Source organism: Bacteroides intestinalis, assembly GCF_003464595.1.
GTDB lineage: Bacteria > Bacteroidota > Bacteroidia > Bacteroidales > Bacteroidaceae > Bacteroides > Bacteroides intestinalis_A.
On the sequence record NZ_QRZF01000035.1, the window covers coordinates 1 to 22,322 of the forward strand.

The 22,322-nt window shown below is 42.3% G+C and carries 17 protein-coding genes and 3 tRNA genes; 12 read left to right on the forward strand and 8 right to left on the reverse strand.

Features of this window, described 5'->3' with window-relative positions:
- Window positions 1-77 precede the first annotated feature (77 nt).
- Together DWW10_RS24855 and DWW10_RS24860 are read left to right on the forward strand one after the other, a co-directional pair.
- Window positions 78-515 (forward strand): PepSY-like domain-containing protein, encoded by a 438-nt coding sequence (locus tag DWW10_RS24855; RefSeq protein ID WP_007665568.1) that lies wholly within the window; start codon window positions 78-80, stop codon window positions 513-515.
- Window positions 516-529: 14 nt separating this feature from the next.
- Window positions 530-1,030, forward strand: coding sequence for a PepSY-like domain-containing protein (locus DWW10_RS24860; protein ID WP_118421021.1), 501 nt, complete (start codon window positions 530-532; stop codon window positions 1,028-1,030).
- A gap of 90 nt (window positions 1,031-1,120) precedes the next feature.
- Here the strand turns inward: DWW10_RS24860 and DWW10_RS24865 are convergent, their stop codons facing one another.
- Together DWW10_RS24865 and DWW10_RS24870 are read right to left on the reverse strand one after the other, a co-directional pair.
- On the reverse strand, window positions 1,121-2,338 hold the full coding sequence (locus DWW10_RS24865; protein ID WP_118420936.1) for an L-serine ammonia-lyase: 1,218 nt from the start codon (window positions 2,336-2,338) through the stop codon (window positions 1,121-1,123).
- An 11-nt stretch (window positions 2,339-2,349) separates the two neighbouring features.
- The gene (locus tag DWW10_RS24870) at window positions 2,350-4,875 is read right to left on the reverse strand and encodes an endonuclease MutS2 (RefSeq protein ID WP_022393308.1); all 2,526 of its coding nucleotides are present in this window, start codon (window positions 4,873-4,875) and stop codon (window positions 2,350-2,352) included.
- Between the two features lie 113 nt (window positions 4,876-4,988).
- Here DWW10_RS24870 and DWW10_RS24875 point away from each other — a divergent pair.
- Both DWW10_RS24875 and DWW10_RS24880 read left to right on the forward strand, forming a co-directional pair.
- A tRNA-Ser gene (locus DWW10_RS24875) sits at window positions 4,989-5,073 on the forward strand.
- 59 nt (window positions 5,074-5,132) lie between these two features.
- Window positions 5,133-5,220 (forward strand) — tRNA-Ser (locus DWW10_RS24880).
- A 20-nt stretch (window positions 5,221-5,240) separates the two neighbouring features.
- Here the strand turns inward: DWW10_RS24880 and DWW10_RS24885 are convergent.
- Complete coding sequence (locus tag DWW10_RS24885; protein WP_022393305.1) at window positions 5,241-6,257, reverse strand: LacI family DNA-binding transcriptional regulator; 1,017 nt, start codon at window positions 6,255-6,257, stop codon at window positions 5,241-5,243.
- Window positions 6,258-6,434: 177 nt separating this feature from the next.
- Between DWW10_RS24885 and DWW10_RS24890 the strand changes: the two genes are divergently transcribed.
- The 4 genes from DWW10_RS24890 to DWW10_RS24905 are packed head-to-tail and all read left to right on the forward strand — an operon-like array spanning window position 6,435 to window position 10,621.
- A complete protein-coding gene (locus DWW10_RS24890) occupies window positions 6,435-7,367 on the forward strand; it encodes an aldo/keto reductase (RefSeq protein ID WP_022393304.1) in 933 nt (310 codons plus the stop codon).
- 15 nt (window positions 7,368-7,382) lie between these two features.
- Window positions 7,383-8,306 carry an amidohydrolase family protein gene (locus tag DWW10_RS24895; RefSeq protein WP_118420937.1) on the forward strand — a complete coding sequence of 308 codons (924 nt, stop codon included), beginning with the start codon at window positions 7,383-7,385 and terminating at the stop codon, window positions 8,304-8,306.
- 15 nt (window positions 8,307-8,321) lie between these two features.
- Complete coding sequence (gene fucP / locus DWW10_RS24900; protein ID WP_022393302.1) at window positions 8,322-9,581, forward strand: L-fucose:H+ symporter permease; 1,260 nt, start codon at window positions 8,322-8,324, stop codon at window positions 9,579-9,581.
- 23 nt (window positions 9,582-9,604) lie between these two features.
- On the forward strand, window positions 9,605-10,621 hold the full coding sequence (locus DWW10_RS24905) for a zinc-binding alcohol dehydrogenase family protein (RefSeq protein ID WP_022393301.1): 1,017 nt from the start codon (window positions 9,605-9,607) through the stop codon (window positions 10,619-10,621).
- A gap of 94 nt (window positions 10,622-10,715) precedes the next feature.
- Here DWW10_RS24905 and DWW10_RS24910 read toward each other — a convergent pair whose 3' ends face one another.
- A complete protein-coding gene (locus tag DWW10_RS24910; RefSeq protein WP_118421022.1) occupies window positions 10,716-11,414 on the reverse strand; it encodes a NigD1/NigD2 family lipoprotein in 699 nt (232 codons plus the stop codon).
- 177 nt (window positions 11,415-11,591) lie between these two features.
- Here DWW10_RS24910 and DWW10_RS24915 point away from each other — a divergent pair, with 177 nt between their 5' ends.
- Both DWW10_RS24915 and DWW10_RS24920 read left to right on the forward strand, forming a co-directional pair.
- Window positions 11,592-12,140, forward strand: coding sequence for an RNA polymerase sigma factor (locus DWW10_RS24915; protein ID WP_022393299.1), 549 nt, complete (start codon window positions 11,592-11,594; stop codon window positions 12,138-12,140).
- A gap of 12 nt (window positions 12,141-12,152) precedes the next feature.
- On the forward strand, window positions 12,153-13,436 hold the full coding sequence (locus DWW10_RS24920) for a porin family protein (RefSeq protein ID WP_022393298.1): 1,284 nt from the start codon (window positions 12,153-12,155) through the stop codon (window positions 13,434-13,436).
- 89 nt (window positions 13,437-13,525) lie between these two features.
- Here the strand turns inward: DWW10_RS24920 and pflA are convergent, their stop codons facing one another.
- Both pflA and pflB read right to left on the reverse strand, forming a co-directional pair.
- A complete protein-coding gene (pflA, locus tag DWW10_RS24925) occupies window positions 13,526-14,251 on the reverse strand; it encodes a pyruvate formate-lyase-activating protein (protein ID WP_022393307.1) in 726 nt (241 codons plus the stop codon).
- A gap of 1 nt (window position 14,252) precedes the next feature.
- Window positions 14,253-16,481, reverse strand: a complete 2,229-nt coding sequence (gene pflB / locus DWW10_RS24930) for a formate C-acetyltransferase (RefSeq protein ID WP_022393306.1) — start codon at window positions 16,479-16,481, stop codon at window positions 14,253-14,255.
- A gap of 588 nt (window positions 16,482-17,069) precedes the next feature.
- Between pflB and DWW10_RS24940 the strand changes: the two genes are divergently transcribed.
- Together DWW10_RS24940 and DWW10_RS24950 are read left to right on the forward strand one after the other, a co-directional pair.
- Window positions 17,070-17,154 (forward strand) — tRNA-Ser (locus DWW10_RS24940).
- Between the two features lie 369 nt (window positions 17,155-17,523).
- A complete protein-coding gene (locus tag DWW10_RS24950; protein ID WP_022393285.1) occupies window positions 17,524-19,482 on the forward strand; it encodes an exonuclease domain-containing protein in 1,959 nt (652 codons plus the stop codon).
- A gap of 100 nt (window positions 19,483-19,582) precedes the next feature.
- Here DWW10_RS24950 and DWW10_RS24955 read toward each other — a convergent pair whose 3' ends face one another.
- Both DWW10_RS24955 and DWW10_RS24960 read right to left on the reverse strand, forming a co-directional pair.
- Window positions 19,583-20,986, reverse strand: a complete 1,404-nt coding sequence (locus DWW10_RS24955; RefSeq protein WP_118420939.1) for a mobilization protein — start codon at window positions 20,984-20,986, stop codon at window positions 19,583-19,585.
- 213 nt (window positions 20,987-21,199) lie between these two features.
- A complete protein-coding gene (locus DWW10_RS24960) occupies window positions 21,200-22,156 on the reverse strand; it encodes a toprim domain-containing protein (protein WP_118421023.1) in 957 nt (318 codons plus the stop codon).
- Window positions 22,157-22,322 lie beyond the last annotated feature (166 nt).

Below are 22,322 nucleotides of genomic sequence, written 5' to 3' on the forward strand. Positions count from 1 at the left end.
GACTAGTAATTGCGAATATAACAGGTGCATAAACGGATAATCAGAATAAATTAGTAACACTTAAAAGAATAACGATTATGAAGAAGATTTTATCTATTCTCGTATTGGCTATCGTGGCCGTTCAGTTCGCTTTTGCAGGTGATGTGATTACCAAAGACGCAAAGGAGCTCCCTTTGAATGCGCGTAACTTTATCAATCAGTATTTCAGTAAACCGCAGATCTCATACATCAAGATAGACAGTGAATTCTTATCTAAGAAGTATGAAGTGACTTTGACTGACCGTACAGAGATTGATTTCGACAAGAAAGGTAACTGGACGGAAGTAGATTGCAAGAAAGGTGCTGTACCTGCCGCCCTTATCCCTGTTTCCATTAAGGATTACGTGAAAAAGAATTTCCCGAATGAAATTATCACCAAGATAGAACGTAAAGGTACAGGTATAGAAGTAGAGCTTGCTAATGATTTCTCATTGAAATTTAATAAAAAAGGACAATTCGTCAGTATGGATGATTAATGGAGGGGAAAGAGATGAAGACAAGATTTTTAATGTTAGCGATGATGATGTGTGTGGCTGCTGTTACGTTCAGTGCATGCAGTGACGACGATGATGATGATAAAAGCATTAATGTTCCTGAGTCTGTGGTACAAGCCCTGAAACAGAAGTATCCGAGTGCGACAGGAATAGAATGGGAACAAAAAGGAGCCTATTTTGTGGCCGATTGCTGGTTGGATGGAAAAGAATCAAATATATGGTTTGATCCCAATGCCAATTGGCTGATGACGGAATCGGAAATATTCTGGAATGATGTTCCTGAAGCTGTACAGACTGCATTTGGTAGTGGAGAATATGCAAACTGGGTACAAGATGATTATTATTTCCTGCTGTATCCATTGCAGCCCATGCAATATGTGATTGAAGTAAAACAGGGAAATCAGAAGTATCAGTTATTCTACTCGGAAGATGGAGGACTGATGAATACGGTGAATGTGACGGGAAAGGATGATACGATTTATCCACCGGTAAATTAGTGATTAGGGGTTAGTGATAAGTGATTAGTGGGCTGCGCCATGTACTGCAAGAATACTAATCACTTATCACTAACCCCTAATCACTAATCACTATTCTCCCATTGGGCGATAGTCCTTGGCTAATCCGCCTTCGCTGGTTTCTTTGTAGAGTGATGGCAAATCGTTTCCGGTTTCTTTCATTACTTCTACAACTTTGTCGAAGGATACACGATGCATGCCATCAGTAAAAGAAGAATAAAGGTTGGCATCCAGTGCGCGGGCGGCAGCGTATGCATTGCGTTCGATGCAAGGTATTTGAACTAATCCGCATACCGGGTCGCAAGTCATGCCGAGGTGATGTTCCAGCCCCATTTCGGCTGCATACTCTATTTGTGCAGGGCTACCACCGAATAATTGGTTGGCAGCAGCTGAGGCCATGGCACAGGCTACACCTACTTCTCCCTGACATCCTACTTCTGCTCCAGAAATGGATGCATTGGTTTTTACGATATTTCCTACAAGACCGGCTGTGGCAAGCGCACGAAGAATTCGGGTGTCACTGAAATCACGGCTTTTAGCAAGATGATATAATACTGCCGGCATCACACCGCAAGAACCGCAGGTGGGTGCGGTAACAATTGTTCCCCCTGAGGCGTTCTCTTCACTTACAGCAAGGGCATAGGAAAATACCAACCCGCGAGATTGTAAAGACTGCTTGTATCCGCTGGCACGTATGTAATAAGTAGAGGCTTTGCGGCGTAAGTTCAATGGACCGGGCAGTACACCTTCTTGCTCCAATCCGCGGCGAACGGCTGCTTGCATGGTTTTCCATACTTCTTGCAGGTAATCCCATATATCTTCTTCCTCACACTCCTTGACGTACTCCCAGTAACTTCTTCCGGTCTTTTCGCACCATTGTAGGATCTCTATCATGTGATTCATACCATAGATATCCGGGGTATTGACAGAAGATGCACCATCATTTTCTTCAGCCAGTGCACCACCGCCTACACTGAATACTGTCCATGCATCAGTCTCTTTTCCCGAAGCATCCAATGAAACGAATTTCATGCCATTGGGATGGAAAGGTAGAAATATTTTGGGTTCCCAAATAATTTCTACCGGAGCGGCTGGCTGCAGGGTGTCGGTAATGGCTATGTTAGTCATGTGTCCCTTTCCTGTGGCAGCAAGGCTACCGTATAAAGTCACTTTAAATGAGGAAGCTTCCGGATGTTTTTCCAGAAAGATCTCAGCAGCTTTGCGGGGCCCCATTGTATGGCTGCTTGATGGCCCTGTACCGATGCGGTAGAGTTCTTTGATTGATTTCATAATTATTTTATTTATAGGTCAACGACTGTGATTCCTACACCACCAAACTGCACATGTTCGTCGGCAAAATGCTTGATGCCGGGAACTGTTTGCAGGTATTGCCGGATAAGGGTACGCAAGATACCTGTGCCTGTTCCGTGAAGGATACGTACGCGTGACATACCTACAAGGATAGCATCATCAATAAAGTAGGTTACTGCCTGTAGAGCTTCGTCACCACGCATGCCGCGTACATCGATGTCTTGCTTGAAGTGCAATTTCTTTTCGTACATGCTGTCCTGGGTTTGATTGCTGACAAAAGTACTCTTAGTAGAGGTGTCCACCTTTTGTGGGGCGGAATTTGTGCGTTCCAAACGTTCCAGCTTAACAGTGGTTTTGATACTGCCAAAAGCAATAATGGCATTTTTGCCATTTACCTCCAATACTTCGCCCACCGAGCTCTGGCCCTTTATCTTTACCATAGCTCCCGGGGTAATGCTTGCCAGGCGCTCAGCTTCCTGTTTGGCTTTTTGGGCAGCCAGTTCCTGGGCTGAAGGACTGTTGTTTGTATCTTTATTTTTCTTTTCTTTTTTTCGGTTCTGCTTTTCCTGCAATTTTTGCATTTTGAGGGCTATCTTCTCCTCTTGTTCTTTAGAGGCAAGAGCTTCCATCGATTCACGGAACTCGGTCAGTTCCTGACGTGCCTGGCGGGTTTTCTCTTTTTCAGCCTGTGCTTCCTTAATGGTGCGGATGGTGTTTTCAATCCGTGCATTGGCTTCCTGTACCAGCTGTTCTGCTTCCTCTTTAGCTTTACGGATAATCTCTTTGCGGGATTTCTGCAGGTCTTCCATTTCTGCCTGATAGCGGGAGATGGTATCTTCCATATGCTTTTCACGCTGGCGGATAGTCTGACGTTTGCCTTCCCAGTATCGTTTATCGCGTACAATATCTTGCAGATACTTATCGGCATTAATATATTCGCTACCCACAATTTCGGATGCATCTGCAATCACATCTTCCGGAAGACCGATCTTCCGGGCTATCTCTACGGCAAATGAACTTCCGGGATTACCTATCTGAAGTTGGAAAAGTGCCTGCATCAGGTGGCGGTCGTACAACATGGCTCCATTCACTACTCCTTCATGGTCTTCGGCAAAGTGCTTCAGATTCTGGTAGTGAGTAGTAATAACACCGAACGTCAGCTTTTGGTTGAAACGTTTCAGTACGGCTTCGGCGATGGCACCACCAATTTGTGGTTCGGTTCCACCACCAAATTCATCTATAAGGATGAGACTGCGTTCATTGCAATTCTTCATCATTATCTTCATGTTGGTGAGATGTGAAGAGTAAGTACTCAGATCATCTTCAATGGACTGTTCGTCACCTATATCGATGAATATACTGCTGAAGATACCGGTATGGCTACGTTCGTGCATAGGAACGAGCATACCACATTGCAACATATATTGTAACAATCCCACTGTCTTGAGGCAAACAGACTTACCACCCGCATTGGGACCGGATATAATAAGGATACGCTGCTTTTCAGTCAATTCAATATCGAGCGGAACTACTTTCTTACCGTGTTTGGCAAGGGAAAGTTGCAGCAATGGGTGTACAGCCATAGTCCAATCCAGTAACTGCGTATTTTCCAATGCAGGTTTTATACCTGATATTTGTAGGGAGAATAAGCTCTTGGCACGGATAAAGTCTATCTCTGCAAGGAATTCATATGACTGCAATACATCGGGAATGGAAGGGCGCAACAGGTTAGAGAATTCTACCAGGATACGGATAATTTCCCTACGCTCATCTCCTTCCAGTTCGCGGATACGGTTATTGGCCTCTACTACTTCGGCAGGTTCTATAAATACGGTTTTTCCGCTTGCTGATTCGTCATGTACGATACCTTTAATCTTTCGTTTTAATCCCGGAGCAACCGGAATTACCAGACGGCCGTCACGCATGGTCGGGGTAACGTCTTTATCTACTACACCTTCCGACTGGGCATTGCGTAAGATGCTGTTCAGAGAACGGGATATGCTGTTCATGGTGCTCGCCAATTCACGACGAATACGTGCCAGCTCGGAAGAAGCATTATCTTTTATCTTTCCATAAGGTGAAAGTATATTATTTATTTTCTGAATCAGTTGCGGAAATGCCAATATATCCTTGGCGAGATTCCGGAGGCAAGGGTAGGGGGAGTCTTCTCCTTCTATGTCATCCTTTTCTAAAAAACGCACGATGTCCCGTATCGTTTCCAACGAACGGCGCAGGTCGAAAAGTTCCTGCTCATCCAGGTACATTCCCTCTATGCGTATTCGTTTCAGTGACGGACGGACGTCGAAAAAATACTGTGCGGGGAAGTTATCTTCCTCCTGTATGATGCGTACGAATTCTGTAACGAGGTTCAGGCGTTCCTCCACTTCTTCAAAATGGTCGGAGAACGTCATATCGGCTACGCGTTCGGCACCTAATGTGCTGAGGCATTTTTCGCTCAACAACTGGCGTATTTGGTCGAAACCTATTTTAGGTTCAAAGTTCTGTGGATATATCATGTCGCAAAAGTACGATTAATTCGTGAAAAAAATGGCAGGAAGTTTGTAGATTTAAAAATGATTTGTACCTTTGCACCGCTTTAAACGAAAAGCCTTCCTTATAAGGGAGTTTTGGAGAGGTGGCAGAGTGGTCGATTGCGGCGGTCTTGAAAACCGTTGTACTGCGAGGTACCCGGGGTTCGAATCCCTGTCTCTCCGCTGAAAGCAGCTAAATAACGGCTGCTTTTTTATTGGAAAATACTTGTCGAAATATACAAGGAGAGGTGCTCGAGTGGTTGAAGAGGCACGCCTGGAAAGCGTGTATACCCCTAAAGGGTATCCGGGGTTCGAATCCCCGTCTCTCCGCAGGTTGAGAAGCCATTTTCTCATTTCTTTCTACTACTTTCCCTTATCTGCAAATTTGTCGGAATAATCACTTGTCTGACTGTTTTATCCCCTTTGATTTGATCTATAAGTAATTGACAAGCCGTTTCTCCCATTTTATAAGTCTGGTGTGATACAGCTGATAATTTCGGTTCTACATAATTGGCATGTTGTTCATCCGTATATCCGATGATGGCTATATCTTCGGGGATACGAAGTCTATGTTCTTTAATAACCTCTATGGCGGCAAAAGCTAATGTATCATTCATGGCAAGGATGGCATCAGGTGGTTGCGGGAGAGATAATAAAGTTTCCGTAGCTATTTTGCCTTCCTCATAATCTATCTTCCGGCAGATTACCAGTTCTTTTTCGATAGGAATGTGATTGTCGCGCAGAGCTTCCAAATAACCATGCTTTCGTTTGGTTACGATATCCAAATGATTGGCTCCTCCGATAAAAGCTACCCGCTTGCTGCCGGTATCCAATAAATGTTGGGTAGCCATTTGTGCAGATTGCACACCATCTGCTACTACCGACGAAAACTGGTCGGTCAGGCAAACGCGGTCGAATAGGATGAGTGGCATATTAATGTCCTTTAAGGCGGCAAGATGTGAATAGTCTTTTGTTTCCTGAGACAGGCAGGCGATAATGCCTTCTACTCGCATATTTACCAGATTTTCGATATTCCTTTTCTCGTATTCGTATGCTTCATGTGAAGTGGTAATAATAACAAAATATCCGTTAGCTACTGCCATGTTTTCTATTCCGTTCAGGATGGATGCGAAGAAATGGGTAACGATATCCGGCACAACGACTCCGATGATACGCGGAGTGTTTTTTCGCAGACTCATGGCAAAAGGATTGGGACGGTAATTCATCTCTTTTGCCAGTTTTTTGACTTTAGTACGAAGTTCACTGCTGATTTCCGGACTGTCTTTTAGTGCCCTGGATACAGTGGGAATGGATACGCCCAATGCTTTGGCGAGATCTTTGAGTGAAGTATGTTTCTGGTATTCCATTTTAAAGTCTGCTATTAGATTCACTTACAAAGAAAGCATATTCCCTGATAAAAGATGGTATGAAAGGATGTTTTTTTTACGTAAACCATTACGTGTTGTTTTTATACTTTGCATGCTGTCCTGAAATTATTCTTGCCCTATTTTTGCCCTATCTAAAAACTTTTAAATTTAATTGATATGCAATACCATGAAATCGGAAAGACAGGGATGAAAGTGTCATCTCTCAGCTTTGGAGCTTCTTCTTTGGGAGGAGTTTTCCATGATATTAAAGAGAAAGAAGGAATTGAGTCTGTGTTTACTGCCATCGAAGCAGGTATGAATTTTATAGATGTTTCTCCTTATTATGGGCACTATAAAGCTGAAACTGTTTTAGGGAAAGCTTTGAAAGATGTTCCGCGTGACCGATACTATCTCTCTACTAAAGTGGGACGTTATGGAAAAGATGGGGTCAATACCTGGGATTATTCTGCAAAACGCGCAGTAGAGAGTGTGTATGAGAGTATGGAGCGTCTGAACATTGACTTTATCGATCTGATAAATGTACATGATATTGAGTTTGCCGATCTGAATCAGATTGTAAATGAAACATTACCGGCATTAGTCGGCTTGCGCGAGAAAGGCATTGTTGGGCATGTGGGGATCACCGACTTGCAACTCGAAAACCTGAAATGGGTGATTGATCACTCGCCGAGTGGTACGGTAGAATCGATCCTTAATTTCTGCCATTATTGTTTGTGCGATGATAAACTGATTGATTTTCTTGATTATTTTGAATCGAAAGGAGTAGGAGTGATCAACGCTTCTCCGCTTTCAATGGGATTATTGAGCGAGCGTGGCGTTCCTGAATGGCATCCGGCTCCTGAATCACTGGTGGAGGCTTGCCGTAAAGCAATGGAACACTGTAAGGTAAAGAACTATCCTATAGAAAAACTGGCTATGCAATTTTCTGTAAGTAATCCACGAATTGCGACCACTTTGTTCAGTACTGCTAATCCGCTGAATGTAAAGAAGAACGTATCCTTTATAGAAGAACCGATTGACTGGGAATTGGTACGTGAAGTACGGGAGATTATTGGAGAACAGCAACGTGTAAGTTGGGCTAATTCTTAAAAAATAGCTGTCTATATGGACTATACAATAATTGATGCGCATGCCCATTTATGGTTACGGCAAGATACAGTGGTAGATGACCTACCCATTCGTACGTTGGATAACGGACGTTCGTTGTTTATGGGAGAAATCCGTCAGATGGTTCCTCCCTTTATGGTGGACGGGGTGAACAGTGCAGAAGTTTTCCTGTCGAACATGGACTATGCACAAGTATCTGCTGCCGTCATTACGCAAGAATTTATAGACGGTATTCAGAATGAATATCTGGCAGAGGTTGTTTCCCGTTATCCCGGTCGTTTCTTTGTTTGCGGAATGTGTGAGTTTCGTAAACCCGGGTTTCTGGCACAGGCAAAAAAACTGATTGCAAGAGGTTTTAAAGCTATTAAGATCCCGGCTCAACGTCTGTTGCTTAGAGAAGGACGGGTGATGCTGAATAGTGAAGAAATGATGCAGATGTTCCATTATATGGAAGAACGGGATGTGATGCTTTCTATTGACTTGGCGGACGGAGCAACGCAAATTCCCGAGATGCAGGAGGTCATTCAGGAATGTCCCCGGCTGAGAATTGCTATCGGGCATTTCGGAATGGTGACACGTCCGGATTGGAAAGAACAGATACGGTTAGCCCTACATCCCAATGTGATGATTGAATCCGGAGGAATCACCTGGCTTTTCAATGATGAATTCTATCCCTTTAGGGGAGCAGTAAAAGCTATATGGGAAGCTGCCGAACTGGTCGGGATGGAGAAACTGATGTGGGGATCGGATTACCCGCGTACCATTACAGCAATCACTTACAAGATGTCATATGATTTTATAGTGAAATCACCCGATTTGCAGGAAGATGAGAAAAGGTTATTCCTCGGAGAGAATGCCCGGAAATTCTATGGATTTACTGATCTTCCCATATTGCCATATATCAAAAACATGTCTGAATAAGAAGATAATAATACCATGAAAAAAAATACTTATACGATACCTTTGGCCCTGGTCTTCTGCCTTTTTTTCCTTTGGGCAATTAGTAGTAATCTGCTTCCTACAATGATACGGCAGTTGATGAAAACTTGTGAATTAAACACTTTTGAGGCGTCATTTACAGAAACTGCTTATTGGCTTGCTTACTTCATTTTTCCGATCCCGATAGCTATGTTCATGAAGCGTTATAGCTATAAAGCGGGCATTATTTTCGGTTTATTGTTGGCGGCATTGGGAGGTTTGCTCTTTTTTCCGGCTGCCATGCTGAAAGCCTATTGGGCCTACCTCTGCATATTCTTTATCATTGCTACCGGTATGTGTTTCCTGGAGACTGCCGCCAATCCGTATGTTACCGTTTTAGGTGCACCCGAAACAGCACCGCGACGGCTGAATCTGGCGCAATCTTTCAACGGACTCGGAGCCTTTATTTCTGCTATGTTTCTGAGTAAACTGATTCTGAGCGGTACGCATTATACACGTGATACATTGCCTGTAGATTATCCGGGTGGCTGGCAGGCTTATATACAGGTAGAGACGGATGCCATGAAGTTTCCCTATTTGATGCTGGCTTTATTGCTGATTATCATAGCTGTGGTATTCGTATTTTCCAAGTTGCCGCAGATAGGAGATGAAAGTAAGACTACTTCTTCCGGTTCAAAGAAAGAAAAGCTGATTGATTTTGGTGTGCTGAAACATTCGCACTTGCGTTGGGGGGTGATTGCGCAGTTCTTTTATAATGGCGGACAGACAGCGATCAACAGTTTGTTCCTTGTCTATTGCTGTTCTTATGCAGGACTTCCGGAAGAAACCGCAACAACTTTCTTCGGACTTTATATGCTTGCTTTCCTTGTAGGACGCTGGATTGGTACAGGATTGATGGTGAAGTTTCGTCCGCAGGATATGTTATTGGTTTATTCCTTAATGAATATTCTTTTGTGCGGAGTGGTAATGGTTTGGGGAGGTATGGTAGGACTTTATGCCATGCTGGCTATCTCTTTCTTTATGTCTATCATGTATCCTACCCAGTTCTCTCTGGCTTTGAAGGGATTGGGCGACCAGACAAAAAGTGGTTCGGCTTTTCTCGTGATGGCTATTGTCGGCAATGCATGTCTCCCTCAACTGACGGCTTATTTCATGCACGCCAATGAGCACATCTATTATGCAGCTTACTGTGTGCCGATGACTTGCTTTATTTTCTGTGCCTACTATGGCTGGAAAGGTTATAAAGTCATTGATTAAACAATTAATTTCAAATATATAAAATGAAAGCAGTTCAAATAGTCAATCCCTCTGAAATGAAGGTGGTTGAACTTGAAAGACCGGTGGTTGGTGCCGGTGAGGTGTTGGTGAGAATTAAATATGTAGGTTTTTGTGGTTCCGATTTGAACACCTTCCTGGGACGCAATCCGATGGTGAAGTTACCTGTAGTGCCGGGGCATGAAGTGGGCGCGGTAATTGAAGAAATAGGTTCGGATGTTCCGGTTGGTTTCGAGAAAGGAATGAATGTGACTCTGAATCCATATACTAATTGTGGCAAATGTGCTTCGTGCCGTAATGGTCGTGTCAATGCCTGCGAACATAATGAAACATTAGGAGTGCAGCGGAATGGTGTGATGTGTGAGTATGCTGTATTGCCTTGGACTAAAATAATTCCGGCAGGTGACATCTCTCCCCGTGATTGTGCTCTGATTGAGCCGATGAGTGTGGGATTTCATGCTGTCTCACGCGGTCAGGTGATTGACAATGAATATGTGATGGTCATCGGGTGTGGTATGATTGGTATAGGTGCTATTGTACGTGCTGCACTTAGAGGTGCCGTTGTTATTGCTGTGGATTTGGATGATGAGAAGTTGGAGTTGGCTCGGAGAATGGGAGCCTCTTATACAGTAAATTCTAAGACAGAAAGTGTACATAGCCGGATACAAGAGATTACGGAAGGTTTTGGGGCTGATGTTGTGATTGAAGCAGTCGGTAGTCCTGTGACTTATGTAATGGCTGTCGATGAAGTTGCTTTCTCAGGCCGTGTAGTCTGCATTGGCTATGCAAAAAGTGAAGTCGCTTTTCAGACCAAGTATTTTGTTCAGAAAGAATTGGATATACGAGGCTCCAGAAATGCATTACCGGCCGACTTTCGTGCGGTAATCAACTATATGAAGGCGGGTACTTGTCCGGTAGAAGAACTAATCACGAAAGTAGCAGTACCCGAAAATGCATTGGAAGCAATGACGGAGTGGGTAGCTAATCCGGGAAAGGTATTCCGTATTCTGGTACAGCTATAAATGTAAAAGAGGGTACATCCACTTTAGGAATGTACCCTCTTCGTCTTCAATAGGTCATAGTTTAGGTTGATATCTTTTCGTTTAACTTGATCTGCTATTTTTTCAAATCCACCGTATAAGTTTGTTTTCCATCGTAAATCGTATTCACGATAATTTTTAATCCCTTCTTTCCTACCAGTTGATTGGCTATCTCTTTCAATCTGAATGATACAACTCCCCAACCCAGTGTGCGTGGCTCATCATCATAAGCATTGTGGCGGAATTCCAAGGTGACATAATCATTTTCTGGAGCAGATGCTTCGTCTGTTTGATTGATAACCAGATTCAACATGTGTTTTTTACTGCTATTATTGTTGTGGAAGAATTGGTGTTCTATATTTAGGTAATTTCCTGTAATCCACAACTCGACGACATTAATATGGTCATTACCAATACTGTCGGCAGTCTCCTCAGTCAGCGGAATGATATCTTTCGTCAAAATGTCTTCTATCTGAATCAGTTTTACATTATACTTATATCCCGGAATACTTTCTTCCAACGGAAGAAAATGAATGAAGACGCGTTGGTCATCATTCACAGTATAATTATGTATATATGTTGTATCGCTGGGATACATCTTCTCACCGTCATCCAGATTAAAATAGTATTCCTTATCTTCAATAACCTTTATGGTACCGATTGTAAAAAGAGTACCATTAGAAGTGTCATCAGCATCACTCAGACAAGACTGTAACATCGGTACCGCTAAAAATGTAAGTAGAAGTATTACCGAATAAAATCTCAGCTTTTTCATCAATTGCATGTTTTTGGAGTTAATCTTATTTTTTTCCATGTATTTAAGAAATGCGTGATGAGGGGAAATACTGCACATATGACTGTTAAAGAAACAAAAGAATTAATTTTTTGTTCGCTACGTGCAGTATTTCTATCTTTGCTGCATTTATAAGGTAAACGCGTGTCAAAGGAAAGAATGGAAGAACAGGAACTGGCAGGACGATGCAGGCAAGGGGACAACCTTGCCAGGAAAGAACTGTACGAGCGCTATGCTGGGCGAATGCTCAGCGTGTGCCTCCGTTATGCGGGCGACCGTGAAACGGCAGAAGACCTGATGCACGACGGTTTCCTGAAACTCTTCGATTCTTTTGATAAATTCACTTGGCGGGGTGATGGTTCCTTGCGGGCGTGGATGGAGCGTGTTATGGTGAATACGGCGCTGCAATACTTGCGCAAGAATGATGTAATAAACCAGTCGGAAGGATTGGATAACGTACCCGAAACGTACGAAGAACCCGATGCTTCGGCAGTGGATACTATTCCTCAGAAGGTGCTGATGCAGTTTATCAGTGAATTGCCTGTTGGTTATCGCACCGTATTCAACTTGTATATATTTGAAGATAAATCTCATAGGGAAATTGCCCAGATGCTGGGAATTAATGAGAAATCATCAGCTTCGCAGCTGACGCGTGCCAAAGCTACTTTGGCTACTAAAGTGCGGGAGTGGATGAAAAACAATGCTTAAAGGAAAGGACGTATGATGAAAGATGATGAATTGTGGTTGAAAAAGATAAAGGAACGGTTGGATGATTACTCCGAGCCGCTACCTGATGCCGGCTGGGAGCGATTGGAGAAGGCATTGCCGACTTCTGCACCCATGTCTGTTGTCGGGACTAAGAAAAAGATTCTGTTCCGCCGTTGGGCGATGACGGCTGCGGCGGTTGCGCTGGTGGCTGTGTCGTCCGTCAGTCTTTGGTTGCTGCAAAGTCCGGTAGTGGACGATGTGCGTCGTGCGGCTGAACCGGCTTTAGCGGCTATACCTGATGTGCTGCCTGAACCTGCAGAGCCGGATGTGCAGGGAGAAGAACCGGAGTCTGTTATCAGAAGAGTGATTGAACAGGAAAGCTCTCGTCAAGCTCTTGTGGCACAACATTTGGAAACAGAAAAGAATATATCGGAAGTGGGTGCACAGATACAGGAAAAAGACACTGAAGTGCTCACAGAAAAGGCGAATGGAGACGATGTCGTTCCATCAAACTCTTCTTCAACTTCTAAAGAAAAGGAGCGCGAGGTATACCGTCCTTCCAGTAGAGACAAACTGCATTTGCCGACCGAAAAGAAATCTTCTACGAAAAATAAAGGTTGGTCGATTGGTATGTCTGTTGGAAATACAGGAGCACTTGCCATGAATACAATGGGAAATGATATGCAGGCCGGTCCTAATTCCAGTCCGATGTTTAGTGATAAGTTGGACTTGCCGGATGTATCTAACGGCGTTCTGAATATTCCTGATGGACAAGAACTTGTTTTTGAAGGTGGTGTACCTTATTTGCGGAAAAATGTGCGTCAGGTTAAGGATATCAAGCATAAGCAACCGCTCAGTTTTGGTGTATCGGTGCGGAAAGCATTGCCGAAAAACTTCTCGGTGGAAACCGGTGTGACTTATACGATGCTGTCGTCTGAGATAACTTACGAAAACAGTTCGGAAAAGACAGATCAGAAACTGCACTATATCGGTATTCCGGTGCGTGCGAACTGGAGTTTCGTTAATGATAAACGTTTCACGGTGTATGTATCTGCCGGTGGTGCAATAGAGAAGTGTGTCTATGGTAAGGTAGGAAGTGAAAAGGAAACAGTGAAGCCTGTGCAACTTTCGGTAATGGGTGCGGTAGGTGCCCAATATAATATTAGTAATAGAGTGGGCATATATGTAGAGCCAGGTGTTTCCTATTTCTTTGACGATGGCTCTCCGATAGAGACTATACGAAAGGAAAATCCGACGAACTTTACGTTGCAGGCAGGTATCCGTCTGACTTACTAAGAGAAGTTGAGAGTTGAGAATGGAGAGTTGAGAGTGGCTGCGCTATCACGCTGCATAGTAACTCTAACTCTCCATTCTCAACTCTCAACTCAATTAACTATCACCGTTTCGAAGTATTCCTTAAATAGCTTTTCTGCACATTCCAGTTGTTCGGGAGTGTTTTCTTTTACCTCTTTCAATTGGTAATCCCATCCCATGGCTTCGTACTTGTGCACGCCCAGACGATGATAAGGAAGAATTTCTACCCGCTGTATACTTTTATATTGGCCGAGATGTTCGCCCAAACTGCGAATGTCTTCCTCAAAATCACTATATCCCGGTACTAATACATAGCGTAGCCAGAAAGGCCGGTTCTGTTCCTCCAGCCAAGCTGCCGTATGCAAAGTTTTTGTATTGCTGCATCCGGTCAGCTTCTTATGGCGTTCGGGATTGAATTCTTTGAGATCCAGCAGCACTAAATCCGTTAGGCTCAATAGTTCTTCTACTTTTTCATTCCAGATGCCACCATTGGTATCCAGGCAGATATGAATGCCGTTTGCTTTCAAATCTTTGAACAAAGGTATAAGCGCTTCGGCCTGTAATGTAGGCTCACCACCCGAGAATGTGATGCCACCCTTTTTCCCGAAAAAAGCTTTCTGGCTGATAGCCATTTGCAGAATTTCTTCCGGTGGGGTAGGTGTTCCCCCCTTTGCATCTATCGTATCCGGGTTGGCACAATACAAACAGCGGAACGGACAGCCTTGTAGGAAAACGACGAGCCGGAGACCCGGCCCGTCGAATGTTCCCATACTTTCGTAGGAGTGTACGTTTATCATATTACATTCTTTCGTGGAAACTACGGCTAATAACCTCTAACTGATGCTCGCGGCTCAGCTTCACGAAGTTTACAGCATAGCCGGAAACACGAATTGTGAGTTGCGGATACTTCTCCGGATGCTCCATGGCATCTTCCAGCATTTCACGGTTCAACACGTTTACGTTCAAGTGGTGTGCACCTTTAGTAAAGTAACCGTCCATCATTGTTACCAGGTTTTCAACACGGTCTTCCGGTGTCGGGCCAAGAGATTTCGGAACGATAGAGAATGTATTACTGATACCGTCCTGTGAGTCGCGATAACGCAACTTGGCAACGGAACTCAGTGATGCGATGGCACCGTTCTTATCGCGTCCGTGCATCGGGTTGGCACCCGGGGCGAAAGCTACACCCTTGGCACGTCCGTCAGGAGTAGCACCTGTTTTCTTACCATACATTACATTAGAAGTGATCGTCAGCAATGAAAGGGTAGGACGGGCATTCTTGTAAACGGGCAACTTTTTCAGTTCTTCGCTGAAATAATATACCAAGTCTACCCCAAGGTGGTCCACACGGTCGTCATTATTACCGAAACATGGGAATGTACCGTCGATATCGAAACCTTCCGTCAAGCCGATGTCGTTGCGGCGGACTGTAACCTTTGCATTCTTGATGGCCGACAGTGAGTCGATGGCAATGGAAAGACCTGCTACACCATAAGCCAGATTAATGCGTGGATTCGTATCGATAAATGCCATCTGAGCCTTTTCGTAATAATACTTATCGTGCATGAAGTGGATGATGTTCATTGCCTCATTGTAGACACGGGCAATTTCGGTCAGCACTTTCTTGTAGTTCGACATTACTTCCTCAAACTTCAATGTTTCACCGGTCAATACGGGAATACCCTTTACCATGACAGTACCGGTATTTTCGCAACGTCCACCGTTGATGGCAAGCAACAAGGCTTTTGCCAGGTTGGCACGTGCCCCGAAGAACTGTATCTGCTTGCCGATAGCCTGATAGGATACACAACATGCGATACCATAGTCGTCGCAGTTACGTACTTCGCGCATCAGGTTATCATTTTCGTATTGGATGGAGCTGGTATCTACGGATACTTGTGCGCAGAATTCCTTGAAGCCTTCAGGGAGTTCAGGTCCCCAAAGTATAGTCAGGTTCGGTTCGGGAGAAGGACCGAGGTTATACAGTGTTTGCAGGAAGCGGAAGGAAGTCTTTGTTACCTTCACACGTCCGTCGTTGAAACGTCCACCAATGGCTTCCGTTACCCAAGTCGGGTCTCCGGCAAAGATATCGTTGTATGACTGCATACGCAGATGGCGCACCATGCGGAGTTTGATAACGAACTGGTCGATCAGCTCCTGGGCAAATGTTTCATTGATTTTACCATGTGCCAGATCATATTCAATAAAGATGTCGAGGAACGAAGAAACGTTACCCAGAGACATGGCTGCACCGTCTTGTTCTTTTACAGCGGCCAGATAAGCCATGTATACCCATTGTACGGCTTCCTGTGCGGAAGTAGCCGGACGACTGAGATCGAGTCCGTAATATTCACCCATTATCTTAATATCTTTCAAAGCCTTGATCTGCTCTGCCACTTCTTCACGCAGGCGAATGCGGTCATCAGTCATCGGACCGGTCAGATTGTGCAAATCTTCCATTTTGGCTTCGATGAGGCGGTCGATACCGTAAAGGGCCAGACGACGGTAGTCACCGATGATACGTCCGCGGGCATAGTTATCGGGAAGTCCGGTGAGGAAACCCAATGAACGGAATGAGCGGATCTCTTCAGTATATACGTCAAATACACCGTCATTGTGTGTCTTGCGATAATGGGTAAAGATATCCTTAACTTTATCATCTATTTCTACACCGTTTTCGCGGCAAGCTTTAGTTACTACATTGATGCCACCAAACGGTTTGATAGCGCGTTTCAATAGCTCATCTGTCTGCAAACCAACGATAAGTTCATTCTCCTTATCTATATAGCCGGCCTGATGTGAAGTAATAGTTGATACAGTGTGAGGGTCGAGAGAACGTACTCCGTTGTTAGCTCTTTCTTCTTCGAGTGCTTTGAGGCAAAGCTCCCAAATATGTTTGGTACGTTCGGTAGGTCCTTGCAGGAAAGAAGCGTCTCCAGTATAAGGCGCGATGTTTTTACTCACGAAATCACTGACATTGATTTCTTTGCTCCAAAGCCCGTCGATAAAGGTTTTGTTCAATTCCATAATATTCATTTTGTTAGTGGGTAATGGTTGTTATCCTAATAAGGACTGCAAAATTACTATCTTTTTTCCACATAACAGTGCATAAATAGTCGGTTTTTATGTTGTACGACATAAAATAACTATTGTTAGGTATGGGAGTTGGCAGTTAAGGTCGTTTTTTTGTGCTTATTATCTGCACTCTTTTACTCATTTATTGGTAAATGGCAGGTTAATAGCGGGACTAATATCATTTGCTGATTGAAAATGGAAATGTTTACAAAAATAAATGGGTTGCGATAAAATTTTGTACTGATTATCATATACTTATAAGAAGATGATTTTCTGTAGACAAGAAGTTAAGAGTTTGTTGACAGGAAATTAACTTCTTGCCAGCAGGAAGTTGATTTCTTGTTGACAGCATGTTTTATGCTTTCCTGTTATTTTACAATATATCTATGGAGTATTTCAAGTATAGACTCTCCGTAAAATGAATTACGTTTATAAAATATCGTAGAAATAATATTTTTGTGCCGAAATATTTGTGATATCAAAAAAGAATAGTAATTTTGCATCGCTTTAAGAGAAAAGCACTTCTTGAAAGAGGAGTTTGGAGAGGTGGCAGAGTGGTCGATTGCGGCGGTCTTGAAAACCGTTGTACTGCGAGGTACCCGGGGTTCGAATCCCTGTCTCTCCGCAATAAGCATTGAATTTCAATGATTTATAGGAATAACACCCGATTTTACACCCAAGAATGTAAAATCGGGTGTTTTTTGTTTTATTTAAGATTTAATACTTCACTGGCCCATAGTTGGGTATAATTATAAATCATTTCTTGGAAAACATATGAAATATTAGTATTTTTGAAAATAAAAACGATATGGAATATGAGGTTAAATATAAGCTGAATGGAACCGTTGGTGTTTATTATATAAACTTTTCTAATAATAATCTGCAAATGCGGGATATTAAGTATTCTATAAAAGTAGAATTGGCTAAGTATTTAAAATGTAATATAGAAATGGATAAATTGGAGATACTTTCCATAAATAAAATATCATAAGTTATGCAAAGCAACACAATCATTTGTAATAGAGACAAATTCTCGTTGTATTCTCATTTTTATAAGTCAATGGGGTTTCAAGTCACATTCATAAATGGATATTTTGGAAATAAGGGTGTTTTGCGCGTGTTTACATTTCAAAACTTCTGTAAATATTATGATAATGAGATATATAACATTAGTCTTGGATTGAAGGAGAATATACTTTGGGCGATATTTGAATGTCAAAAAGACTGTTCACCTATATTTAAAATTGATATAGTAAAAAATGGTGTAAATAGAATTTACGAGGCAATTAATTTGTCAAGTGGTATGGATGATGAAACTGATAGTGTTGCTACGGCTTTACCGTTTAGTAATTATTTCTGTTTTAGAAATTCTGCCCGTATAAAGGCTAATAAGTTTGAAGATTGGGATTGGTGGACTGATGCGGTTATTTGTGAATATAAAGATGTAGTTGCAAATAAGATAAGCTATCAAATACTTCATTTAGATGAACTGGATTTGATAAAAACAGAAAATACAGACTTTACATTGTCACAATATGATTTTGTTCAACAATTTAAAAGACCTATTACTTATTTTAGAAAAAGAAAGCACATAACGAATTGTTACAATAATATTGAATGGAAATCTTATTTTTGGAATTCCGCGACAGGTATTGGTGTCCTTTCTGGTGCTAATTCGTATAGGTGCATTGATATTGATGGCTGTTCTTCTACTGAATTTGTAAAACAGGTCTTATTATCTTTGGGCATTAAAGGCATATATGATTGGGTTATTAGTACTGGAAGTAATAATGGTTTTCATGTTTGGATAAAGGTGGAAGAATTGCCTTCTAACTTACTAATGAATAGCCACGCAGAGAAGCTTTTTAAAAATGCAGGTTTTATTGTTTTTGAGCCAAATGAAAAATATAAAAACGTTTTTAAACGAATAGAATTGAGATGGAAATGTCATGTAATAATGCCACCTTCTTTGTCTGGATATGGTTTCAATTATAATTTTATTGGTGGATTACCTCAAAATGATCCACAGACGATATCTTCTTCGGTCTTATTATCATCTTTGCAAGAATTTGGCTATAATACAGCATTAAATTATGAAGAAATAATCCATTGTAAAGTGACAAATATAGGACCTAGTGTCAGACGCTATGATTTATATCAGACAGTAATCCTTGTTTTGGATATTGAAACAACAGGACTGGCACAAGATTTGAACGTGTCTTTTGATAATATAGATAACTGGCCGTACGTAGTTCAAATAAGTTATCAAATCTTTTCAGGTTATGATAATGATATATTGAAGGAGTCTGATTATATATTGAAACCAGATTGCTTCACAATTCCTGATGCTTCTGTTTCTATTCATGGAATTACTAATGATAGGGCACAGGAAGAAGGATGGGATAGACGAGATTTTTATAGATATTTCGTGGAGCAGCTAAAAGCTGTTCATTATATAGTAGTTCATAATGCGGATTTTGATATAAATGTTCTTAAATGTGAGCTCTTGCGTTATACAGAGTTGTCAAAGGATGATATAAATCTACTGTTTTATGGAATATGTATTATTTGTACGATGAAGGCTACTGTAGATGTGTGTAAAATTGAAAGTAATATGGCTGATAGAAAGTACAAATACCCTTCTTTAAAGGAATTGTACAATTACTTATTTCACAAAGATTTTGATAATATGCATAATTCCTTGTATGACGTAAGAGCTACGGCAGAATGTTTTTGGGAATTATCTCAAAGAGGAATTATTAAATACTGTAAAAATTCTCCGATTCAATTAAATTTTGTTTCAGAAAATAAATATTGTTGTCAATGTGGCGGTTTGTTGGAATCGTCTTATTGTAACTTCCCTAAATGGGATTGGGAGTTTACATTGCAATGTAAAAATTGTGGTTTGTTTTATGTGGCAGGCTATCGAACGGATGATGAATTGTATTTTTAGAAGTGTTGTTATGTGTTATATCTACTATGTTTACACGTAGGAAATAAAAGTGCAATTCATTAACAATCAGAATTGCACTTTTATTTTCTGATTTAAACAATTATAATTTGAATCCCCTGCTTTTTCTTGGTTCTTCTGCTGATATTCGTAAACTTGGCCGTAACTTATCAAACTGCTCTTTGAACCACTCTCCAATCGGCTGTCTGTTTATGGTCAGCATAAGTTTACCGCTATCGGCTGGATTTTTCTCCACCTTGAAAATATCGTTTTTGATGTCAATTTTTCGTCTATGTTCCTCGGAATAAATCTTACCATTGCATCTGATGGCTTCTTTCTTTGTCAAAAGACAATCTATCATATCTTTGGTAAACCCAATGACAGCGCATAGTCTTTCCATTCTCAACATTTCTCTAAACATCGGAAACCACTTGAATGCCTTTTCAAGCAGAGTGTTCAGCCGTGATATTTCTCTGTCTTTAGCTTCAAGTTCTTGACTGTGTATTCCTTGAAGATTGCGTATCTGTTTGTCATGTTGCTCTTGCATTTCCTGCATTTGGATTTTGAGGTTGTCAATACCTTTATCACGTTTGGCAACCTCTTGATGCAAATCTTCGTTGGTTCGCTCCAATTCTTTCAACTTTCCACTTCCGAAAAGAGAACCGACACCGCTTGCTATGGCAGTGGCCGCATCGGTGGCTACGCTTTTGAGTTTGTCCGTACGTATCTCTGATTTTACTTGTCTGAGTTCCTGTTCGGCAAGATTTATCTGTTGTTCCTTGCGTCGTTTGGTTTCATCAATACGTTGCAGTTCGGCTTTCTGCTTTTCGATGATGAAATCATTTCGTTCCAAATGTTCCTTGCCTGTCTCGGATTTAGATTGTCCACGTTGCATGGAGAGTATGTCAGAAGCCAAAGTTTGCATTTCTATCATATCATTGTCATTGAGCTTTTGGCTCTTGCCTGTGTCGTGGTTCATCCAGTCGAATACGATGTGTGCGTGGTAATTCGGTTTGAACCATTTTTCACCTACTTGGAAACTTTCCTTGTCCTCTGCATCAGGCTGTCCGTTCAGCCAATGCCCTTCATCTTTGTGCAGAAAGATTTGAAGCGGAGTGATGCCCCAACGTCTTTGGCATTCCTCGCTAAATTTCTTCACGTCTACCAATGTGGTGTCCGGTTTGATGAGCAACACACCCTCACGGATGGGCGAGCATCCTGCCACTTTTATGATTTTCCCGTTCTTCCCTTTGCGTTCACGCTCTTTCTCCTGCATGGCACGACCTGTCTTTTCCTTTACTATTTGTTTAATGTTGTCGTAGTGCGTCTGCAAATTCGAATTGCCGAATTCTGGGTTTACCCACTGCTCGTTGTCGGCAGAGAGTTCGGACACAATGTAGATTTTGGATTCACCGATATTACGCATATATTCGGCAGTCCTTCGATTGTGAGCCTCACTTGATTTGGTGTTGCAAGGCTTGATATGTATGCTTGATTTTGTTGCCATAGTTATTCTGTTTTCATTGTATAATAGATTACTTTGTTTGCTTTCGCAGAGGGGTTCTTAGGGGTGTAACCCATAAGCGGAGTTTCCAAAGAGAAGGTCACTCTTTGGTCTGGGTTCTCAGGGGAGAAACGCCCTGAGGGGTCATTAGGGCAAAGCCCTAATCCTCTCGGGAGAGCCCACAACTACGAAAGCGAAGCGTGTAGTTATAGTGGGCTATAACCGAAAGCCGTTTTTCTTTTTCGGTGGCCGGCTGTGCGTCTCTTTTGCAGACTGGGCTTGCCTCTTTCTTTCAGTCTGTTTCTGTAAGTATTCGTTCAAGTCCTTGCATCCGCTGTAGGTCTGCGAAGCATCACGGATGTATAAGTCCCTGCCGTATTCCACACGTATTTGTTGGAGTGCTTCCATCCCTGCACGGTCATTGTCAAAGAAACAATGGATGCGCTCGTAGCTCCCCAAAGGATAGAGAGCTTTGGAAACATTGGCTACGGAATTCAGCACCATATAATCTTGCCTGTCCAGTTCGGGATATTTCGGGCAATTCTCCAATCTCAAAGTAAGGAATGAAAGATAGTCCATAAACCCCTCGAACACATAACACGTTTCCCTCGCTGTTCCCGGCTGTTTGATATGGGAAATCTCTTTCGGGGCAATACAGCCTTTAAAATATCGGTTGCGGATTTCATACCCACCCGACACGTTGGGAAAGGCGATGGCAAAGTACTGTTTGCCGTTGTTGATAAAGTGCGCTTCACTGCATTCTCTTTTCGCCAGTACAATGTTTATTCCCCTCTCCTGCAAATAGGTGAGCAGGGCAGGAGAAGAAAGCGGTACAATTTCCAGTTGTTGAAAACTTGGCTCGGAAGATGACTGCTTGCCAAAAGAAAAAGATATGGGACGAATACGGGGTGTCTGCTCTTCGATTCTTTGCAGGAGATATGGCACATGGTCGGAACAATAAAGTTCCTGTGTCAGTGCGATGATATTCCCACCCTTGCCGAGTGCAAAATCATACCATTGGTTACGCTCTGTATTCACCTTGAACGAGGCTTCCGTTTCTTCCCTTAGCGGTGACTTGTACCACAGGTTTATGCCCTGTTGTTTGACTGGAGAAAAGCCCAAACTGTGCAGATAATCCGCTATTTTGATTTGTCTCGCTGTCTGTATATCCATAAAATGATAGGTTTGATGATAATTGAATTGGTTCATTTCTCTTTTCGCCCGTACCTCTTTATGAAGTACGGTCTTTATAATCACTTCACTTTATTTTCGTATATATAGAGTACGGTAATAAAGTGAAGTGGTTTTGCCACATTCCGCAACCACTTCGCTTTATCCC